This window comes from Caballeronia sp. LZ029 (assembly GCF_031451275.1).
GTDB classification, from domain to species: Bacteria; Pseudomonadota; Gammaproteobacteria; order Burkholderiales; family Burkholderiaceae; genus Caballeronia; species Caballeronia jiangsuensis.
Genome location: NZ_JARUXO010000003.1, coordinates 1,287,620 through 1,301,947 on the forward strand (window position 1 = coordinate 1,287,620; position 14,328 = coordinate 1,301,947).

Sequence of the window (14,328 nt, forward strand, 5' to 3'; positions counted from 1 at the left end):
CGTGACGATCGAAAGCTGGTTGCCGGTGGGCTGCGAACTACCGGACGGCGCTTCGTGCGGCCGTCCGCTATACGGCGCCGAGGCGTGGCAGATCATCGCGACGCGCGGCGCCGGCCGTGCCTTGCTGGTGACGCAGGCGTTGCACGACAAATGGGCCGCCGCCGGGCTGACCCGACCGGGTGATCTGTTGCGCTTCCAGTTCGGCGCGCAGGCCTTCTATGAAATCTCGTGCGGCCTGAGCAGGCGGCTCGAATCCTTGTCTGACTTTGCTTCGCCATCGGGTAGGAGCGAGGCATTCGCGTTCGCGAGCGCGCTGCGCGAAACGCGTTCGATCGACGCCGCGAGTGCGTTGCAGGACGCGATTTATGTCGAGACGCTCGGCAGGTTGCTTCCCACCTACGACGCGCAAGCGTCCGTGACCGACGACGTGGTGCTCGGCGCCTGGCTGACCGGCGGCGTTCAGGTGTCGGCGCGGTCGATCGGCCGGCTGCAGCGCATGCTCACGTGGATCGATGCTGTCCGGCTGCGCGATGTGGTGCGCACGGCGGGCATCGAAATCGACGAAATGACGCAAAACGAGCAGCACGGCGCGGCGTCGGCAAGCACCGGCTCGCACGCGAACCTGTCAGCCGGCGACGCCACTGCTGCCGTCTTTCGCCTGTTCGGACGCACCGGGCTGGAGTCGTTTTTTCACGAGCACGTGATCGACATCGTGCAGAACCGGGCGCGGTATCAGGCGTTGGGCATCGAATTTCCTTCGCCCACGATCCTTCATGGACCGCCCGGCTGCGGCAAGACCTTCGCGGTCGAGCGGCTGATCAAGTATCTCGGCTGGCCCGCGTTTCGCATCGAAGCCTCGACGGTGGCGAGCCCCTACATCCACGAAACCAGCCGCAAGGTGTCGGAGATGTTCGAACTGGCGATCAAGAGCGCGCCGTCGGTCCTTGTGATCGATGAAATGGAAGCTTTTCTGGCCGATCGCGAGCATGGCGGCGGCGGAAGTCATCACCGGGTCGAGGAAGTCGCCGAGTTCCTGCGGCGCATTCCCGAAGCCACGCGCAACGAAGTCCTGATTATCGGCATGACGAACCGGATCGAGATGATCGACTCGGCCATCATGCGGCGCGGCCGTTTCGATCATGTGATTTCAGTGGACTTTCCGAACGAGCAGGAAGTCGGTGCGTTGCTGGGGCATCTGCTTGCCAGCCTGCCGAAGGATGCGAGTGTCGATGCCGACTCACTCGCGAAAGCACTCGTGGGGCGGCCGTTGTCCGATGTGGCGTTCGTCGTTCGCGAGGGTGCCCGGCTGTCGGCGCGCTCGGGCGCCGATGAACTCGCTCAGGACTATCTGCTGGCCGCGCTCCGGGCTACGCCGTCGCGCCAGGACGCGCCGGCGGCACGACGCATCGGCTTCGTTTGAGTAAGCGGATACTCGAGACACTGTCTCTCGAACAACCGTTGACATGCTGCATACAGTTGAAATGCAAATGAACAGTGAAATGACTGAGACGGCGCTGCAGAAGAATCCGTTCTGCCTGCTCGGACTCTCGACGCGAGACAACCGCCATCGAATCGTCGAGATGGCCGAGGAGCGTTCGCTCTATATAGACAGCGAAGCCTGTCAGAAGGCTCGCGCCGACCTCATCAATCCCCGATCGAGACTAAACGCTGAATTGGCATGGCTGCCCGGCGTGTCGCCGCGCGTGGCGGAGAGCATCAAGAACGCACTCGAAGCGAACACGATCACCGCCGACCTCTATGAACGCCTCGCTCCCTTGCCGAAAGCCAATGTCATGGCGGCCATGTGCGAACGCAAGACGGGCAGTGAGCCGGTTAGCGCGATTGCATCGTTTATCTGCACATTCGCCGATACCGTCGAGGCGGTCGACCTCGAAGACGTGCTGCGGGACATCAATGAAGACCGCCTGCTCGCAGGTTTCCCGGAAGTTCCGACAACCGATGCCGTCGAGCAGGATTGGACGCGTCGCCGCAAGGACTATCGTACGGCGCTGAAGAACATGCTCGACGGAATGAAGGCCGATACGCTCGTCGAAGCCGTCACGCAGGCGGTCGAACGTGCCACCGGCGACGATGAGCGACATGCCCCCCTATTGCTCGACGAACTGGTCGATGCATACGAAGTGGAAACCCAGCCGTTTCTCGAAGCCGAGGCAACGAATCTGCGTACGCTGATCGGCAAGGCGCTCGCCGATGCATCCGGTGGCCTGGCGGCTGTGACTCCGACGCTCGACCGGATCGAGCAGGTTGCGAGGAACTGGGTATCGGTTGCGAAGCCGATCCAGATTTCCGCCCGATCGCGTGGCATGTCGCATCAGTCAAGCACGGACGTGGCGACGCGGATGCGAAGTCTGGGCGTCGACCTGAACAATAAGCACGGCCTACTGGATTGCGCCGACCGCATGACATGTCTGCTCGGAAATCTGTTCGTCGATCTGCCCGAGTTTGGCGACACGCTCGCCGAGGACGCCAGGGCGATTAAAGGCCTGCGTCAGAGCGCCACGGACAAGCAACGTCAAGATGCCGAATGGGAGCGGGAGATCGCGTTCGAGGCGGACGTCGGCGTCATGTTCAAGGATCGGCTGGCCGTGGCTGCACAGGGCATTACCTGGAAGGGGCGGCAATTTCCGCTCGATTCGATCCGGCGCGTCCGCTGGGGTGGCGTGCGCCGTTCGGTCAACGGCGTGCCGACCGGGACCGATTATCACATCGCCTTGTCGATTGAGGGCGCAGACGAGCAGAACATCAACCTAAGAAAAGAATCGACGTACACAGGCTTCACCCAGGCGCTATGGCGCGCGGTCTGTGTCCGCCTGATGATCGATATGCTCAACCGACTGGAGAAAGGCGAGACGCTTCATTTCGGTAGTTTCTCGGTCGAGGACGGCGCGATCACGCTGCCGCAGCACAAGTTCTGGAGCAACAACGGGCCGCTGCGACTTCGCTGGAGCGAGGTACATGTATGGTCTGCCGATGGCCGGTTCGTGGTCGGCAAACGTGACGACAAGAAAGTGCACGGCTCGGCGTCGTATATCAAAGATTGGGACACGCACCTGATCGAGCATCTGATTCGCGGCGCCTTCAAAAAGGGCGCTGCGAAGCTGACCGATTATTTGAAGGGCTAACGGAACATGAGCCAATCCGAGACAAAAAAAGGATTTGCAGCGCTTAACTCGATGGTGTCGGACATCGAAGCGACGGTGGCCGCGCGGCCCGCTTCCAAAGTGGATGAGGCAACGGCTGCGACGGTCGAGACACCGACGGCGGCAGCCGTCGAACAGTCTTCATCGACGCCGGCGGAGCCGGACCGGGGTTCGGGGCTCTGGATGCTGGTCGTGCCGGTCGTTGCACTCATCTTGCTATCGATCTTCGTCGTCGGGACCGTTTCAAAGAGCGAATCGAATCCCGGCAGCACGCTCGAGTCGTCGGCTTCGACACCGGTCGCCTACACGTCAGTGCCCGTCGAGAACGTGTCAGCACCGGAGGTCCAGCCGAGCGAGGTTCCTTCGGAGAGCATGCCGCCGGTCGGTAGGGAGCTGGTCTTGTCGACGTCCCAGATTCGCTATTGCTTATCCGAAAAGTTGCGCATCCAGGTGTGGCGTACCCGGATCGAGTCGACTTCGGAGGCCTCGCTGCAACCGTTCAACGATGCGGTGAACGACTACAACTCGCGCTGTGCCGACTTCCGTTATCGCGGCAACATGCTCGAAACGATCCGCGCCGAAGTGGAAGCGAATCGCGCGGCGCTCACGCAGGAAGCGCTATCGCGCGCGGAGCGTTTCGAGGTCAGCGCCGCGCCGCCGTCCATTCCGGTTCCGCCCATTCTCCCTACGACGTCGACGCTCCCCGCGGCGCCGGTCGATTTCGCCAGCATCCCGGGCAATTCGTCCAACCTGAGCGATTCGACGAGCTTCCCGGTCGCAGCGCCAACACGGACGTTCACCACGAGCTTCGATTGCACCAAAGCCTCGTTGGATGCGGAGCACCTTATCTGCGGCGATGCAGAACTGGCCGCGTCGGATGTCGAACTCGCCAGCCTATTCACGCAAGCGCAGGCGGCGAGCACCGACAAGGATGGGTTCAAGCAGCACATGCGCGAACAATGGAACGATCGTCAACGAAACTGTCACGATCGCGATTGCCTGGTGCATTGGTACGAACGGCAGAAGACGTGGCTGACGGCGGTGGTGAGCGGCCAGGTTCTCTCCGACGCAAAACCCGCCGATGCAGCGATCCACTGGGCGCAGGCATTGGCACAGCAGCACGCCGACGCGGAAGCCGCGTACGATCTCGCGAAGCGGCGCCTCGACGCCGTCCACGCGTCGTGCCCCGATGCCATCCTCCTGCAACAAACACCGCAGAGATCGGGTCCGTACAAGCCGGTCGTGCTGTTTCTCAGCAAGCAGTGCGGATATATCGTGAGCTATTGGCCCGACAGCGGTGAAGAACAGATTTCGTTCGATCGGACCATGATCGAAAACTGGAGCGGATATTGTTCGACGCGCGTGGGACCTCAGACCACGTGCATAAAGGGGAACGGTGCATAATTTGCTCGGAAAGGTCATGGAAGCCCGTATCCCAACGACCATCGACATACCATCCAGGCGCCGAAAGCTATCCCCGTGTATCTGGACGTTTGGCAATCCCTTTATGAACTGCGACGACGACCGCGCAAAATCCCCGCTCGTTTAGCCGTCGCAACGGCCCCACCTCATCGTTGACGACCAGCGCGGGTGTAGCGTTCCGACCCAATTCAGCCGTCCAACCTCCGCAACTTTCGATGACGGCTTCCAAAGGTACTGCGGACGATTGACCAGGCGAGAATGCAGCACAGTCGCCCGTTATCGGAGTTGACTTGCTCAAGATAGCCTTGCCGGATGCGAAAACGCGACGACAAAAGCACCGGGCCATTCACATCATGTCCGATACTCGCCGCCGGGTCGCTCCATCGCTTCACGTGTGGAGCGCCTTAACACGTACCGGTTGTGAAGAACGCCGCGCGCCGATGAAAAGCAGCGCTGCCAATACGACGACACCGCTTAGCAGAATCAGTCCGGCAACGCTAGATCCGAAGCTCGCGTCGGCCCACGCCTTCAGGTTCGGGGAGACGAAGTTGCCGATGTTACCAATGGTGTTGACCATCGCGACGCCGGAGACAACCGCCATGCCGCCGAGGTAGTTCGTGAGCATCGACCAGAAGATGGGCTGGACAGCCCAGAGGCCCGCTACCGCGAGACACAAAGCGATCATGGATACGAGCGGTGACGCGCCCGCCGAGATGAACATCGAGATCGCAGCGACCAGCAGGCTCGCGCAGCCGTAGACCACGAGCCTGTTTCCGCGTGCCGCCCATCTCGGCACTGCAAAGGTCGCGATGAGCGCGCAGGTCCACGGAATGGCAACGACGAAGCCCACGAGCGCATTCGGTCCAGTACCGAGCAGCTTGCCCACGAAGGTCGGAAGGTAGAACACGACCACCGACACGCCCATCTGGATGAGAAAGAAGATCAGCCCGAAGTACAGCACGGTCCGATCGGAAAGTGCGGAACCAGCGCCGTGTGGGCCATGTGAAATCTTCGCCGATTGCTCCGCCTCGAGCAAAGCAAGCAGCTCGCGCTTTTCATCGGAATCGAACCAGCTGGCGTCAGCCGGCTTGTCGTCGAGATAGAAGTAGGCCCACACGCCAACCGCAGTCGCCGCCAGCCCTTCGAGCATGAACATCCACTGATAGCCGTGCAATCCGAGCATGCCGTCGAAGCGCAACAGATAACCCGATAGCGGCGAACCGAGCATGAACGCAAGCGGTGCGCCGAAGTAGAAGAGACCCATGACCTTCGCACGGGTCCGGTCCGGAAACCAGTAGGTCAGATAGAGGATCACGCCGGGAAAGAAGCCCGCCTCGCACGCACCCAGAATAAAGCGCAATGTGTAGAAGCTCGTCGAGCCCTGCACGAACATGGTAGCTGCCGACACGAGACCCCACGTCACCATGATCCGGCACATCCAGGCACGCGCGCCCACCTTGTGCATGGCGAGATTGCTCGGGATTTCGAGCAAGACATATGCAATGAAAAAGATGCTGGCGCCGAATGCGAACGCCGCATCGGAAATGCCGACTACATCATGCAAGGCCTGTTTCGCGAAACCCACATTGGCGCGGTCCAGGAACGCAAGTACGTACATCAGAAGCAAAAAGGGTATGAGCCGTTTGGTCGATTTTTGGACAGCGCGGTCGGCAGCCGTCGCGCCGTTGATGGCGACTTCCATGATTGTCTCCTCCAGTGAGGTCGGTCCGCGTGCCGCGAACCTTGTCGAATTGGCAAACCTTATGCGGCGTTCCACGCCGCGCGCAGGAATGCCGCGCTCTCGCGCATCGATGCCAGCGGTTCACCTTTGAAACCGCATTCGGCACTGAGCAGGCCCTGATAACCGCATGCTTTGAGATGCCCGAGGAACGTCGGGTAGTCGTAAGATCCCGTGCCCGGATTCAGCCGTCCCGTGTCGGCCAGATGAATATGCGCGAGCCATGCGCAGTGCTCGCGCACTGCATCGAGCGGCTCGGCTTCTTCGTCCATGTGATAGAAGTCCGCAAGGCCGCGCACTTCACTGCGGTTCAGCGCTTTTGCAAGCCGCGCGCCATCGGCGACGCTATTCACCAGATTCGACTCCTTGCGATTCAATGGCTCGATCACCAGCGTCGTGCCGCTGCCCCGCAATGCATCGGCGCACCATGCGAGCGTCGTCAGGAATTCATTTTCGGCCTGAGCCTGAGTCCAGCCTTCCGGGATGTTGCGCGTCCAGCCGCTGCCGAGCACGACGACGCGCGCTCGCGCCAGCGTCAGCAGTTCCACCACGCGATCGAAGTACGCGCGATTGCGGCGCTCGTTCTTCTCTGGACCGACGATGCGCGCATCGTGCGGAAAGAGATAGCTAAATGCAAGCGCGGGCAACGGCAAATCGACGATGCGCGCCTTGGCATCACGGAAGGCCGCGTCGTCTTCGAGGTTCATCGGCACGAGCTGCGCCTCGATGTAGTCGAGCCCGGCCTCTTTCATCAATGCGGCGTTCTGCAGCGGTCCGCACCAGCCGAATTTCGGTGTATTCATTTGGATTCCTTATATTATGACGAGTTCAGTAGCTAAGCTTCGCGACCGAGCGCAGCACTTCCGGCGTCGTTGTCGGAAAGCCGAAGAATTCGAGGTAAGCGGGGATCTGCTCGAAGAGCATGTCGGAGCCGACCTGGAAACGGCAACCGCGCGCCTGCACGGCCTTGAGAAACGCCGTCATTTCGGTCTTCATCACGACTTCGCCGACGAAGGTCTCGGGCGCGATGCGCGTCACGTCGACCGGTAACGGATCGCCGTCGTTCATGCCCATCGGGGTCGCGTTCACGACGAGGTCGTAGCCGGCCGGGTCGTTGCTGCCCGTCGTGACTTCAAGCGTCGGGTAATGGGTCGTGAGACGCGCCTTGAGTCCTTGCGCCGATTCGTCGCGCGCATCGAAGAGCCCGAGCCAAGCCACGCCCGCCGCGGCCAGTGATGCAGCGATTGCCGACCCCACTCCCCCGCAACCGACGACCAGCACGCGCGCGCCTTCGAGCTTGCATCCCTTGCGGCGCACGCCGCGCACGAAGCCCTCGCCATCGAACATGTCGCCGAGGAGCCGCCCGTCCTCCGTCCGCCGCACCGCGTTGCACGATCCGGCGATCTTCACCGTGGGCGTGGCATCGTCGAGCAAGCCGACCGTGGTCACCTTGTGCGGCATCGTGACGAGCGCGCCACGAATGTTTTCAAGCGTGAAGATCGACTGGAGGAAGGCCGGGTAATGCTCGGGCTTGCAGCCCATCGGCACGACGACGGCATTCACGCCGGCGTGTTCGAAGTACGGGTTGTAGATCATCGGCGACTTGAAGGCGTGCGTTGGATAGCCGATGTGGGCAATGAGCCCGGTATTGCCATTGATCATGCTCGTCTCCGTTTCAAAGCATGACCGGAGGTTACTATCGCCGATTCAAACTATTATTATTCGATCCGGCACTCCATAATCACCAGATCATGCTTAATGAACCGATGCTCGGCGATCTCCGTCTGTTCTGCGAAGTCGCGCGCCGGCTGAGTTTCGTGGCGGCCGCACACGAGTTCGGCAATTCGCAAACGCACGTCAGCAAGCGCATTGCCTTGCTGGAAAAGACGCTTGGCGTGAAGCTGCTGCACCGCACGACGCGCCGCGTGTCGCTCACGACCGATGGCGAAACGGTCAATCGATGGGCGCGCGCGATCCTGCAGGACGTCGATGCGATGCGCGACGACCTGTCCAGTCTGCGGGTAAATCCCAAGGGGTCGCTGCGCATCAGTTCGAGCCAGCGCCTCGGGCGCAGTCACATTGCGCCCATCGTGTCGTTGATGAAGAAGCGCTATCCCGAACTCGAAATCTGGCTGGAACTGGTCGATCGCCGCGTCAACCTCGTCGACGAGGGTTTCGATCTCGACATCCGGGTGGGCGCGATTCAGGAACCGGGCCTGATCGCGCATCACATTGCCGTCAGCCCGCGCGTGCTGTGCGCGGCGCCCGCCTACCTCGACGCGCACGGCCGACCGAAGAGCGTCGACGATCTCGCGCAGCACGACTGTCTCGTCTTTCGGGAGCGCGACGAGCCGTTCGGGGTGTGGCGTCTGCTCGGCCCGGGTGGCTGGAGCACGGTGAAAGTCACCGGGCCGCTTGCGTCGAATCACAGCGACGTGGTGCTGCGCTGGGCCCGCGATGGTCACGGCATCGTGATGGTCGGGCAGTCGTACGTGGCACAGGCGCTTGCGGAAGGCTTGCTCGAGCGCGTGCTGCCCGCGTGGGAGCAGCCAGCGGACGTCTGGGCGATGTCCGCGGCACGCGCCGCGCAGTCGGCCAAGGTGCGTGTCTGCATCGATTTTCTCAAGCAGGAACTCTCGCAGGGCGAGTTCGCGCTGTGGAAACCGTGACGCCGTAAATGGGGCTCAGCGGAGGCTGCTGAATAACTGCGCCACCATTTCACGCAACCAGCGATTGCCGACTTCGTGGTGATACCGGGCATGCCAGTGCTGCCGCACGGCAAAGCCTTCCACGGGAATCGGGCACGGATGGATCGACAGATCATTGACCTTCGCGAGCGTCTGCCCGATATGCCGTGGCAGCGTGGCGATCAGGTCCGTCGTCTGGATGATCGCTCCGAGACCGAGAAAGCCCGGCAACTCCAGCACGATGTCCCGCTGCACCTGCTCCCGCACGAGCGCCTGTTCCAGCAACTGGGCGCCTGTCCCCGCCGCGATCGCCACATGGCCTTCCGCGCGATATTGCTTCACGCCGAGCTTCGCACGCACACGCGGGTGATGCCGGTTCGTCAGACACACCCAATCCTGCGTATACAACTGCTGCTGGTAGATGCCGCCGCTGAGCCACGGCACATGGCCGATGGCAAGATCGGCCTCGCCCGATTCCAGCGCCCGTTCGGTGTTCCCGTCTATCCGCGCGGCCTCCAGGCGAACGCCCGGTGCCTGCGCGCGGATGTGCGCCAGCATGCGCGGCAGCAGCGTGATGTGACTCGCATCGGTCATGCAGATGCGAAACCGGCGCTTCGCGGTAGCGGGATCGAATGCGATTTCCCACGCAGCAAAGCGCCGCAACGATTCGAGAATCTCGCGGCACGGCCCGATCAGGGCATCGGCCTGCGGCGTCGGCGCCATGCCGCCGGGCGTGCGGATGAACAAGGGATCTTGCAGGAATTCACGCAGACGCCCGAGCCAGATGCTGATCGTCGGCTGGCTCTGCCCGAGTTGCTCAGCCACGCGCGTGACGTTGCGCGTGTCGTACAGCAGGTCGAAAAGCTGCAGCAGCTTGAGGTCGGGCAGTTCGGTCGGGATCATGATCGTTATTACGTGAGGCAATGACGTCATTGTAGTCATTGCATTGCCATGATGAGCTGCGACTTCTATCGTTGCGTCAACACATACGGAGACGCCAATGAAGATCGCAATTCTCGGAGCCGGGGCGCTGGGCTGCGCCATCGGTTCCACACTGACTCAGGGTGGTCACGAGACCTGGCTCATCGACCGCTCGCCGGCGCACGTCGAGGCGATGCGCCGCGACGGCCTGCAAGTCGACGATGCCGACGGTTCCCACCGCGTCAAGGTCCATGCGGCGACGCAGGCCACTCAAGTCGGCGCCGTCGATCTGGTGGTCGTGCTGGTCAAGTCCTTTCACACGGATTCGGCCATGCGCGGCGCGCTCGATCTGATCGGCCCCGACACGCTCGTGCTCTCGTTGCAGAATGGGCTCGGCCACGAAGACGTGCTCGCCGACATCGTCGGGCGGGAACGCGTGCTGGCGGGCAAGACCTATGTCGGAGGCGTGCTGCGGGGGCCGGGCCATATCCAGCGCGGCGTGAGCGGCAAACTCACGTATATCGGCGAACTCGATGGTCAGCTCACGCTCAGGGTGAAGGCCATCGCCGAAGCGTTCAATGCGTCGGGTCTGGCGACCGGGGTCAGCGACAACATCATCGGCACGATGTGGGACAAGCTGCTGATCAATGTCGCGACGGGCGCGCTGACCGGCGTCACGCGCCTCACGTACGGTCAACTCTACGAAGAGCCGGTGCTCAAGGCCACCGCGCTGGCCGCGGTTGCCGAAGCGATGCGTGTCGCGCAGGCCGCCGGCATCGATCTGTCCATGACCGATGCGGAACAGGCCTGGAACCTGGCGGCCGAAGGACTTTCGCCCGCGTTCAAAACGTCGATGCTGCAAAGCCTGGAGAAAGGATCGGTCACGGAGATCGACTTCATCAACGGCGCGGTCGTGCGCTGGGGTGAAAGGCTCGGCGTGCCGACACCGGTCAATTCGACCCTGGTTGCATGCATCAAGGGCGTCGAGCGCGCCATGACGGACCGGCAACGCGAAGGAGCGACAGCATGAGCGGCTCCAAGGCGTATCTGGAACACGTCGCGATCTGGGTGAAGGACATCCACTGGCACATTCGCTTTTTCGAAGAAGTACTCGGCATGACCATGCGCGAAGTAGACGGGACGCTCGAAGCGCCGCGTCAGTACTGGACGCTCGGCGGCCTGCAATTCATCCACGTCCCGCATCACGACGCGCCCGAAGGCCGGCTCGCGCATCTGGGTGTGATGTGCGAAGACCTCGAAGCCGCGCTCGCCGCAGCGCAGGCGTTCGATGTCACCGAGATGCCGCAGGGACGCAACTGGCTGCGCCTGCCCGACGGTCTCGCAGTCGAACTGATTCAGGCGAAACCCGCCGCATGCGTCACGCAGGCGCTGGCGATCAACCCACGCGCGGAGGCGTGAGCATGACGATCATCGAGAAATACTGGGACGACGCCCGCGAAGGCGACGAATGCCTGAGCCCGACCTATACGGTCACCAAGGAACGGATCCTGGCCTATGCCGACCTCACGGGCGACCACACGCCTGTACACGTCGATGAGGACTACGCCAACGCCAGTCATTTCGGTTCGATCGTCGCGCATGGCCTGTTCGGCTTGTCGATCGCGGACGGGCTCAAGACGCAGAGCGAGTACCGCTTCCTGCCGGGCATGTCGCTCGGCTGGACGTGGGACTTCCTGCTGCCGATCAAGGTTAACGACGTGCTGCATGTGAAGTTCCGCGTCGGCGCAATGCGCGCGAGCAAGAGCCGCCCGGACTGGGGCATTGTCGTGTTGCCATCCGAACTGATCAACCAGGACGGCCAGGTCGTCCAGCGCGGTGAGCATCGCCTGATGGTGCCGCGCCGTCCGGGAGCGTTCTGATGCAGGCCCGTCCACTCGAAGGAATGCGTGTCGTCGATTACAGCCACTTTCTCGCTGGCCCGTATGTGGGACGCTGTCTTGCGGCGCTCGGCGCGGAAGTCATCAAGGTCGAGCGTCCCGGCAGCGGCGACGCAGGGCGCCAGCACGCCACCGTGCTCGACGACCAGCAAAGCGCCTACTTCCTGCAGCTCAACATGGGCAAGCGCGGCGTGAGCGTCAATATGAAAGACCCGCGCGGCAAGGAATTCATGCAGCGTCTGTGCGACTCGGCGGACGTGTTCATCGAGAACTACCGGCCCGGCGCACTCGACAAACTCGGCCTCGGATACGAAGCGCTCTCGGCGCGCAATCCGCGCCTCGTCTATTGCTCGATCTCCGCGTATGGGCACACCGGGCCGGATGCGCATCGCGCGGGCTTCGGCCTGATCGCCGAAGCGAAGAGCGGCATCATGCAGATGATCGGTGAGCCCGGTTCGCCGCCGCCGCTGATGCGCATCTCGCTCGGCGACATGTATACGGGCATCCACGCGGTCGCCGCGATCAACGCCGCGCTGCTCGGTCGCGTGACGAGCGGCCGGGGCCAGCACATCGACATGGCGCTCTATGACACGCTGGTGTCGATGCACGAATATGCGGTGCAGTGCTACACGATGCAGGGCATTCTCCCCGAACAGACGGGCCACGACATGCCCACGTCGACGCTCTATGGCGTCTTCCGTGCGGCCGACGCGGATCTCGTCATCGCCGCGCAAGTGGACGACGCGTGGAAGCGCTTCGCCGCGCTCGTCGAAGCGCACGGTGGTCCGGAAGGCTTCGGCGCCGATGCGCGCTTCCACACCCTCAACGGGCGCAATGCCAATCGCGTGGAAATCCTCGCGGTCGTGAAGCCCTGGGTAGCGGGGCGGCCGGTCGCGAAGGTGCTCGAACTGCTCGACAGCGTCGATGTGCCTTGCGCCAAGGTGCAGCGCATCGACGAAGTACTCGCCGACCCGCAGATCGTCGCGCGCGGCATGGTGGTCGAGCAGCAGCATCCGCGCTTCGGGACGCTGCGCCTGCCGAACTTGCCGTTTCGCTTCTCCGACTGCGACACGACGATTCGGCGAGTCGGGCCCGACCTCGGTCAGCACAACGCGGAAGTGGCGCAGTCGCTGGGCTTCGGTGCTGCCGAGATCGACGCCATGCAGACCGAAGGCGTTCTGTTTTCAAAGTGAGGACATGATGACGGACCAGTATGCGGTGATCGGCAATCCGATCGGACACACCAAATCTCCTCTGATTCATGGGCTTTTTGCCGAGGAGACACAGCAGGACATGGCTTATACGGCCATCGAAGGGCCGCTGGAGCCCGACGAGGCCTTTGCCGGAACCGTGCGCGCCTTCGCTGCGGCGGGCGGCAAGGGCATGAACGTCACGGCGCCCTTCAAGCTGAAAGCCTTCGCCATGGCCGACGAACGCAGCGAGCGCGCGGAGCTCGCGGGCGCCGTCAACGCGATGAAGTTCGAGAACGGGCGGATCATCGCCGAGAATTTCGACGGCATCGGACTCGTGCGCGATATCGAAGTCAATCTCGGCCTGCCGATGGCCGGCAAGCGGGTTCTGATACTCGGCGCGGGCGGCGCCGTGCGGGGCGCGCTGCTGCCCTTCCTGTCCGCTCGGCCGGCCGAGTTGGTCCTCGCGAATCGCGACATCGTCAAAGGCCGCGCGCTCGCGGCGCAGGTCAGCGCACGCGGTCCGATTTCCGCTTGCGGCTATGGCGATCTCGAAGCCATGGGACGCTTCGATCTGGTGGTCAACGCGACCTCGGCCAGCCTCACGGGCGATCTGCCGCCCGTGCCGCCGAGCGTCTTCAGCCCTGAAGGCGCGGCCTACGAACTCGCTTACGGAAAGCGCCTGACACCCTTTCTGCGGCTCGCGCGCAATGCCGGCGTGCGCGACATCGCGGATGGCGTGGGGATGCTGGTGGAACAGGCGGCGGAAGCCTTCGACTGGTGGCGCGGCGTGCGCCCGGCGACGCGAGCGGTGATCGACCGCTTCACGGTGCCGCTCGATTGATTCTGCGAAGGAGAGACGAATGAAAAAGTTTCTGATGCTTCACGGTATTAACCACAACATGTTCGGCAAGCGCGATCCAGTGCAGTACGGAACGATCACGCTGGCTGAAATTGACGGGCGTTTGCAGGCTCTCGGCGCCGAACTCGGCGTACAGCTGGAATCGTTTCAGACAAACAGCGAAGGAGCCATGTGCGAGCGCATTCACCAAGCCTTCGAGGAGCGCTGTGACGCCGTCCTGATCAACGCCGGCGCGTGGACTCACTACAGCTATGGCATCCGCGATGCACTGGCGATTCTTACCTGCCCGATCGTGGAGTTGCATATGTCCAATATCCACGCACGAGAGTCTTTTCGCCACCACTCTGTGTTCGCGGAGGTGGTCGATGGCCAAATTTGTGGGTTCGGCGTGGAGAGCTACCTGCTGGCCTTGCGGGCGGCAGTCGCTCAGACCAAACAAAAGTAAAGGA

14 protein-coding genes are annotated in these 14,328 nt (G+C 62.7%); 10 read left to right on the plus strand and 4 right to left on the minus strand.

Annotated features, from left to right (window positions below):
- Position 1: 1 nt before the first annotated feature.
- Genes QCE73_RS25150 through QCE73_RS25160 form a run of 3 tightly spaced genes read left to right on the plus strand, consistent with a single transcriptional unit; the run spans position 2 to position 4,565 of the window.
- Positions 2-1,420, plus strand: coding sequence for an ATP-binding protein (locus QCE73_RS25150; protein WP_309884041.1), 1,419 nt, complete (start codon positions 2-4; stop codon positions 1,418-1,420).
- Positions 1,421-1,463: 43 nt separating this feature from the next.
- The gene (locus QCE73_RS25155; RefSeq protein ID WP_309884042.1) at positions 1,464-3,143 is read left to right on the plus strand and encodes a hypothetical protein; all 1,680 of its coding nucleotides are present in this window, start codon (positions 1,464-1,466) and stop codon (positions 3,141-3,143) included.
- Positions 3,144-3,149: 6 nt separating this feature from the next.
- Positions 3,150-4,565: a hypothetical protein gene (locus QCE73_RS25160; protein ID WP_309884043.1), complete on the plus strand. Its 1,416-nt coding sequence runs from the start codon at positions 3,150-3,152 to the stop codon at positions 4,563-4,565.
- 406 nt (positions 4,566-4,971) lie between these two features.
- Here QCE73_RS25160 and QCE73_RS25165 read toward each other — a convergent pair whose 3' ends face one another.
- From QCE73_RS25165 to QCE73_RS25175, 3 genes are read right to left on the minus strand one after another with little or no spacing between them, the layout of a single operon-like run.
- Positions 4,972-6,285, minus strand: a complete 1,314-nt coding sequence (locus tag QCE73_RS25165) for an MFS transporter (protein ID WP_309884044.1) — start codon at positions 6,283-6,285, stop codon at positions 4,972-4,974.
- Positions 6,286-6,344: 59 nt separating this feature from the next.
- Positions 6,345-7,124, minus strand: a complete 780-nt coding sequence (locus QCE73_RS25170) for a sugar phosphate isomerase/epimerase family protein (RefSeq protein WP_309884045.1) — start codon at positions 7,122-7,124, stop codon at positions 6,345-6,347.
- A 25-nt stretch (positions 7,125-7,149) separates the two neighbouring features.
- Positions 7,150-7,983 carry a shikimate dehydrogenase gene (locus QCE73_RS25175; protein WP_035508970.1) on the minus strand — a complete coding sequence of 278 codons (834 nt, stop codon included), beginning with the start codon at positions 7,981-7,983 and terminating at the stop codon, positions 7,150-7,152.
- Between the two features lie 89 nt (positions 7,984-8,072).
- Between QCE73_RS25175 and QCE73_RS25180 the strand changes: the two genes are divergently transcribed.
- Positions 8,073-8,990, plus strand: a complete 918-nt coding sequence (locus tag QCE73_RS25180) for a LysR family transcriptional regulator (protein WP_035508972.1) — start codon at positions 8,073-8,075, stop codon at positions 8,988-8,990.
- Between the two features lie 15 nt (positions 8,991-9,005).
- On the opposite strand, the gene QCE73_RS25185 is transcribed toward QCE73_RS25180, so the two are convergent.
- Positions 9,006-9,911, minus strand: a complete 906-nt coding sequence (locus QCE73_RS25185; RefSeq protein WP_035508976.1) for a LysR family transcriptional regulator — start codon at positions 9,909-9,911, stop codon at positions 9,006-9,008.
- Between the two features lie 97 nt (positions 9,912-10,008).
- Here QCE73_RS25185 and QCE73_RS25190 point away from each other — a divergent pair, with 97 nt between their 5' ends.
- From QCE73_RS25190 to aroQ, 6 genes are read left to right on the plus strand one after another with little or no spacing between them, the layout of a single operon-like run.
- Entirely contained in the window at positions 10,009-10,959 is a 951-nt protein-coding gene (locus QCE73_RS25190; RefSeq protein ID WP_035508978.1) for a ketopantoate reductase family protein, read from the plus strand.
- The gene (locus QCE73_RS25195) at positions 10,956-11,348 is read left to right on the plus strand and encodes a VOC family protein (protein WP_035508980.1); all 393 of its coding nucleotides are present in this window, start codon (positions 10,956-10,958) and stop codon (positions 11,346-11,348) included. Before QCE73_RS25190 ends, QCE73_RS25195 begins: the two co-directional genes overlap by 4 nt.
- Before the next feature lie 2 nt (positions 11,349-11,350).
- A complete protein-coding gene (locus tag QCE73_RS25200) occupies positions 11,351-11,809 on the plus strand; it encodes a MaoC family dehydratase (RefSeq protein WP_035508983.1) in 459 nt (152 codons plus the stop codon).
- Complete coding sequence (locus tag QCE73_RS25205; protein ID WP_035508986.1) at positions 11,809-13,020, plus strand: CaiB/BaiF CoA-transferase family protein; 1,212 nt, start codon at positions 11,809-11,811, stop codon at positions 13,018-13,020. The genes QCE73_RS25200 and QCE73_RS25205 overlap by 1 nt, the downstream gene beginning before the upstream one ends.
- Before the next feature lie 7 nt (positions 13,021-13,027).
- Positions 13,028-13,861 carry a shikimate dehydrogenase gene (aroE, locus tag QCE73_RS25210; protein WP_035509045.1) on the plus strand — a complete coding sequence of 278 codons (834 nt, stop codon included), beginning with the start codon at positions 13,028-13,030 and terminating at the stop codon, positions 13,859-13,861.
- Positions 13,862-13,880: 19 nt separating this feature from the next.
- The gene (gene aroQ / locus QCE73_RS25215; RefSeq protein ID WP_035508988.1) at positions 13,881-14,324 is read left to right on the plus strand and encodes a type II 3-dehydroquinate dehydratase; all 444 of its coding nucleotides are present in this window, start codon (positions 13,881-13,883) and stop codon (positions 14,322-14,324) included.
- Positions 14,325-14,328: the final 4 nt, after the last annotated feature.

Bases quoted from the DNA above. Each gene is read 5' to 3' on its own strand.
- QCE73_RS25155 (WP_309884042.1), top strand. From the start codon at position 1,464: ATGCTGCATACAGTTGAAATGCAAATGAACAGTGAAATGACTGAGACG.
- QCE73_RS25160 (WP_309884043.1), top strand. From the start codon at position 3,150: ATGAGCCAATCCGAGACAAAAAAAGGATTTGCAGCGCTTAACTCGATG.
- QCE73_RS25165 (WP_309884044.1), bottom strand. From the start codon at position 6,285: ATGGAAGTCGCCATCAACGGCGCGACGGCTGCCGACCGCGCTGTCCAA.
- QCE73_RS25170 (WP_309884045.1), bottom strand. From the start codon at position 7,124: ATGAATACACCGAAATTCGGCTGGTGCGGACCGCTGCAGAACGCCGCA.
- QCE73_RS25175 (WP_035508970.1), bottom strand. From the start codon at position 7,983: ATGATCAATGGCAATACCGGGCTCATTGCCCACATCGGCTATCCAACG.
- QCE73_RS25180 (WP_035508972.1), top strand. From the start codon at position 8,073: ATGCTTAATGAACCGATGCTCGGCGATCTCCGTCTGTTCTGCGAAGTC.
- QCE73_RS25185 (WP_035508976.1), bottom strand. From the start codon at position 9,911: ATGATCCCGACCGAACTGCCCGACCTCAAGCTGCTGCAGCTTTTCGAC.
- QCE73_RS25190 (WP_035508978.1), top strand. From the start codon at position 10,009: ATGAAGATCGCAATTCTCGGAGCCGGGGCGCTGGGCTGCGCCATCGGT.
- QCE73_RS25195 (WP_035508980.1), top strand. From the start codon at position 10,956: ATGAGCGGCTCCAAGGCGTATCTGGAACACGTCGCGATCTGGGTGAAG.
- QCE73_RS25200 (WP_035508983.1), top strand. From the start codon at position 11,351: ATGACGATCATCGAGAAATACTGGGACGACGCCCGCGAAGGCGACGAA.
- QCE73_RS25205 (WP_035508986.1), top strand. From the start codon at position 11,809: ATGCAGGCCCGTCCACTCGAAGGAATGCGTGTCGTCGATTACAGCCAC.
- aroE (WP_035509045.1), top strand. From the start codon at position 13,028: ATGACGGACCAGTATGCGGTGATCGGCAATCCGATCGGACACACCAAA.
- aroQ (WP_035508988.1), top strand. From the start codon at position 13,881: ATGAAAAAGTTTCTGATGCTTCACGGTATTAACCACAACATGTTCGGC.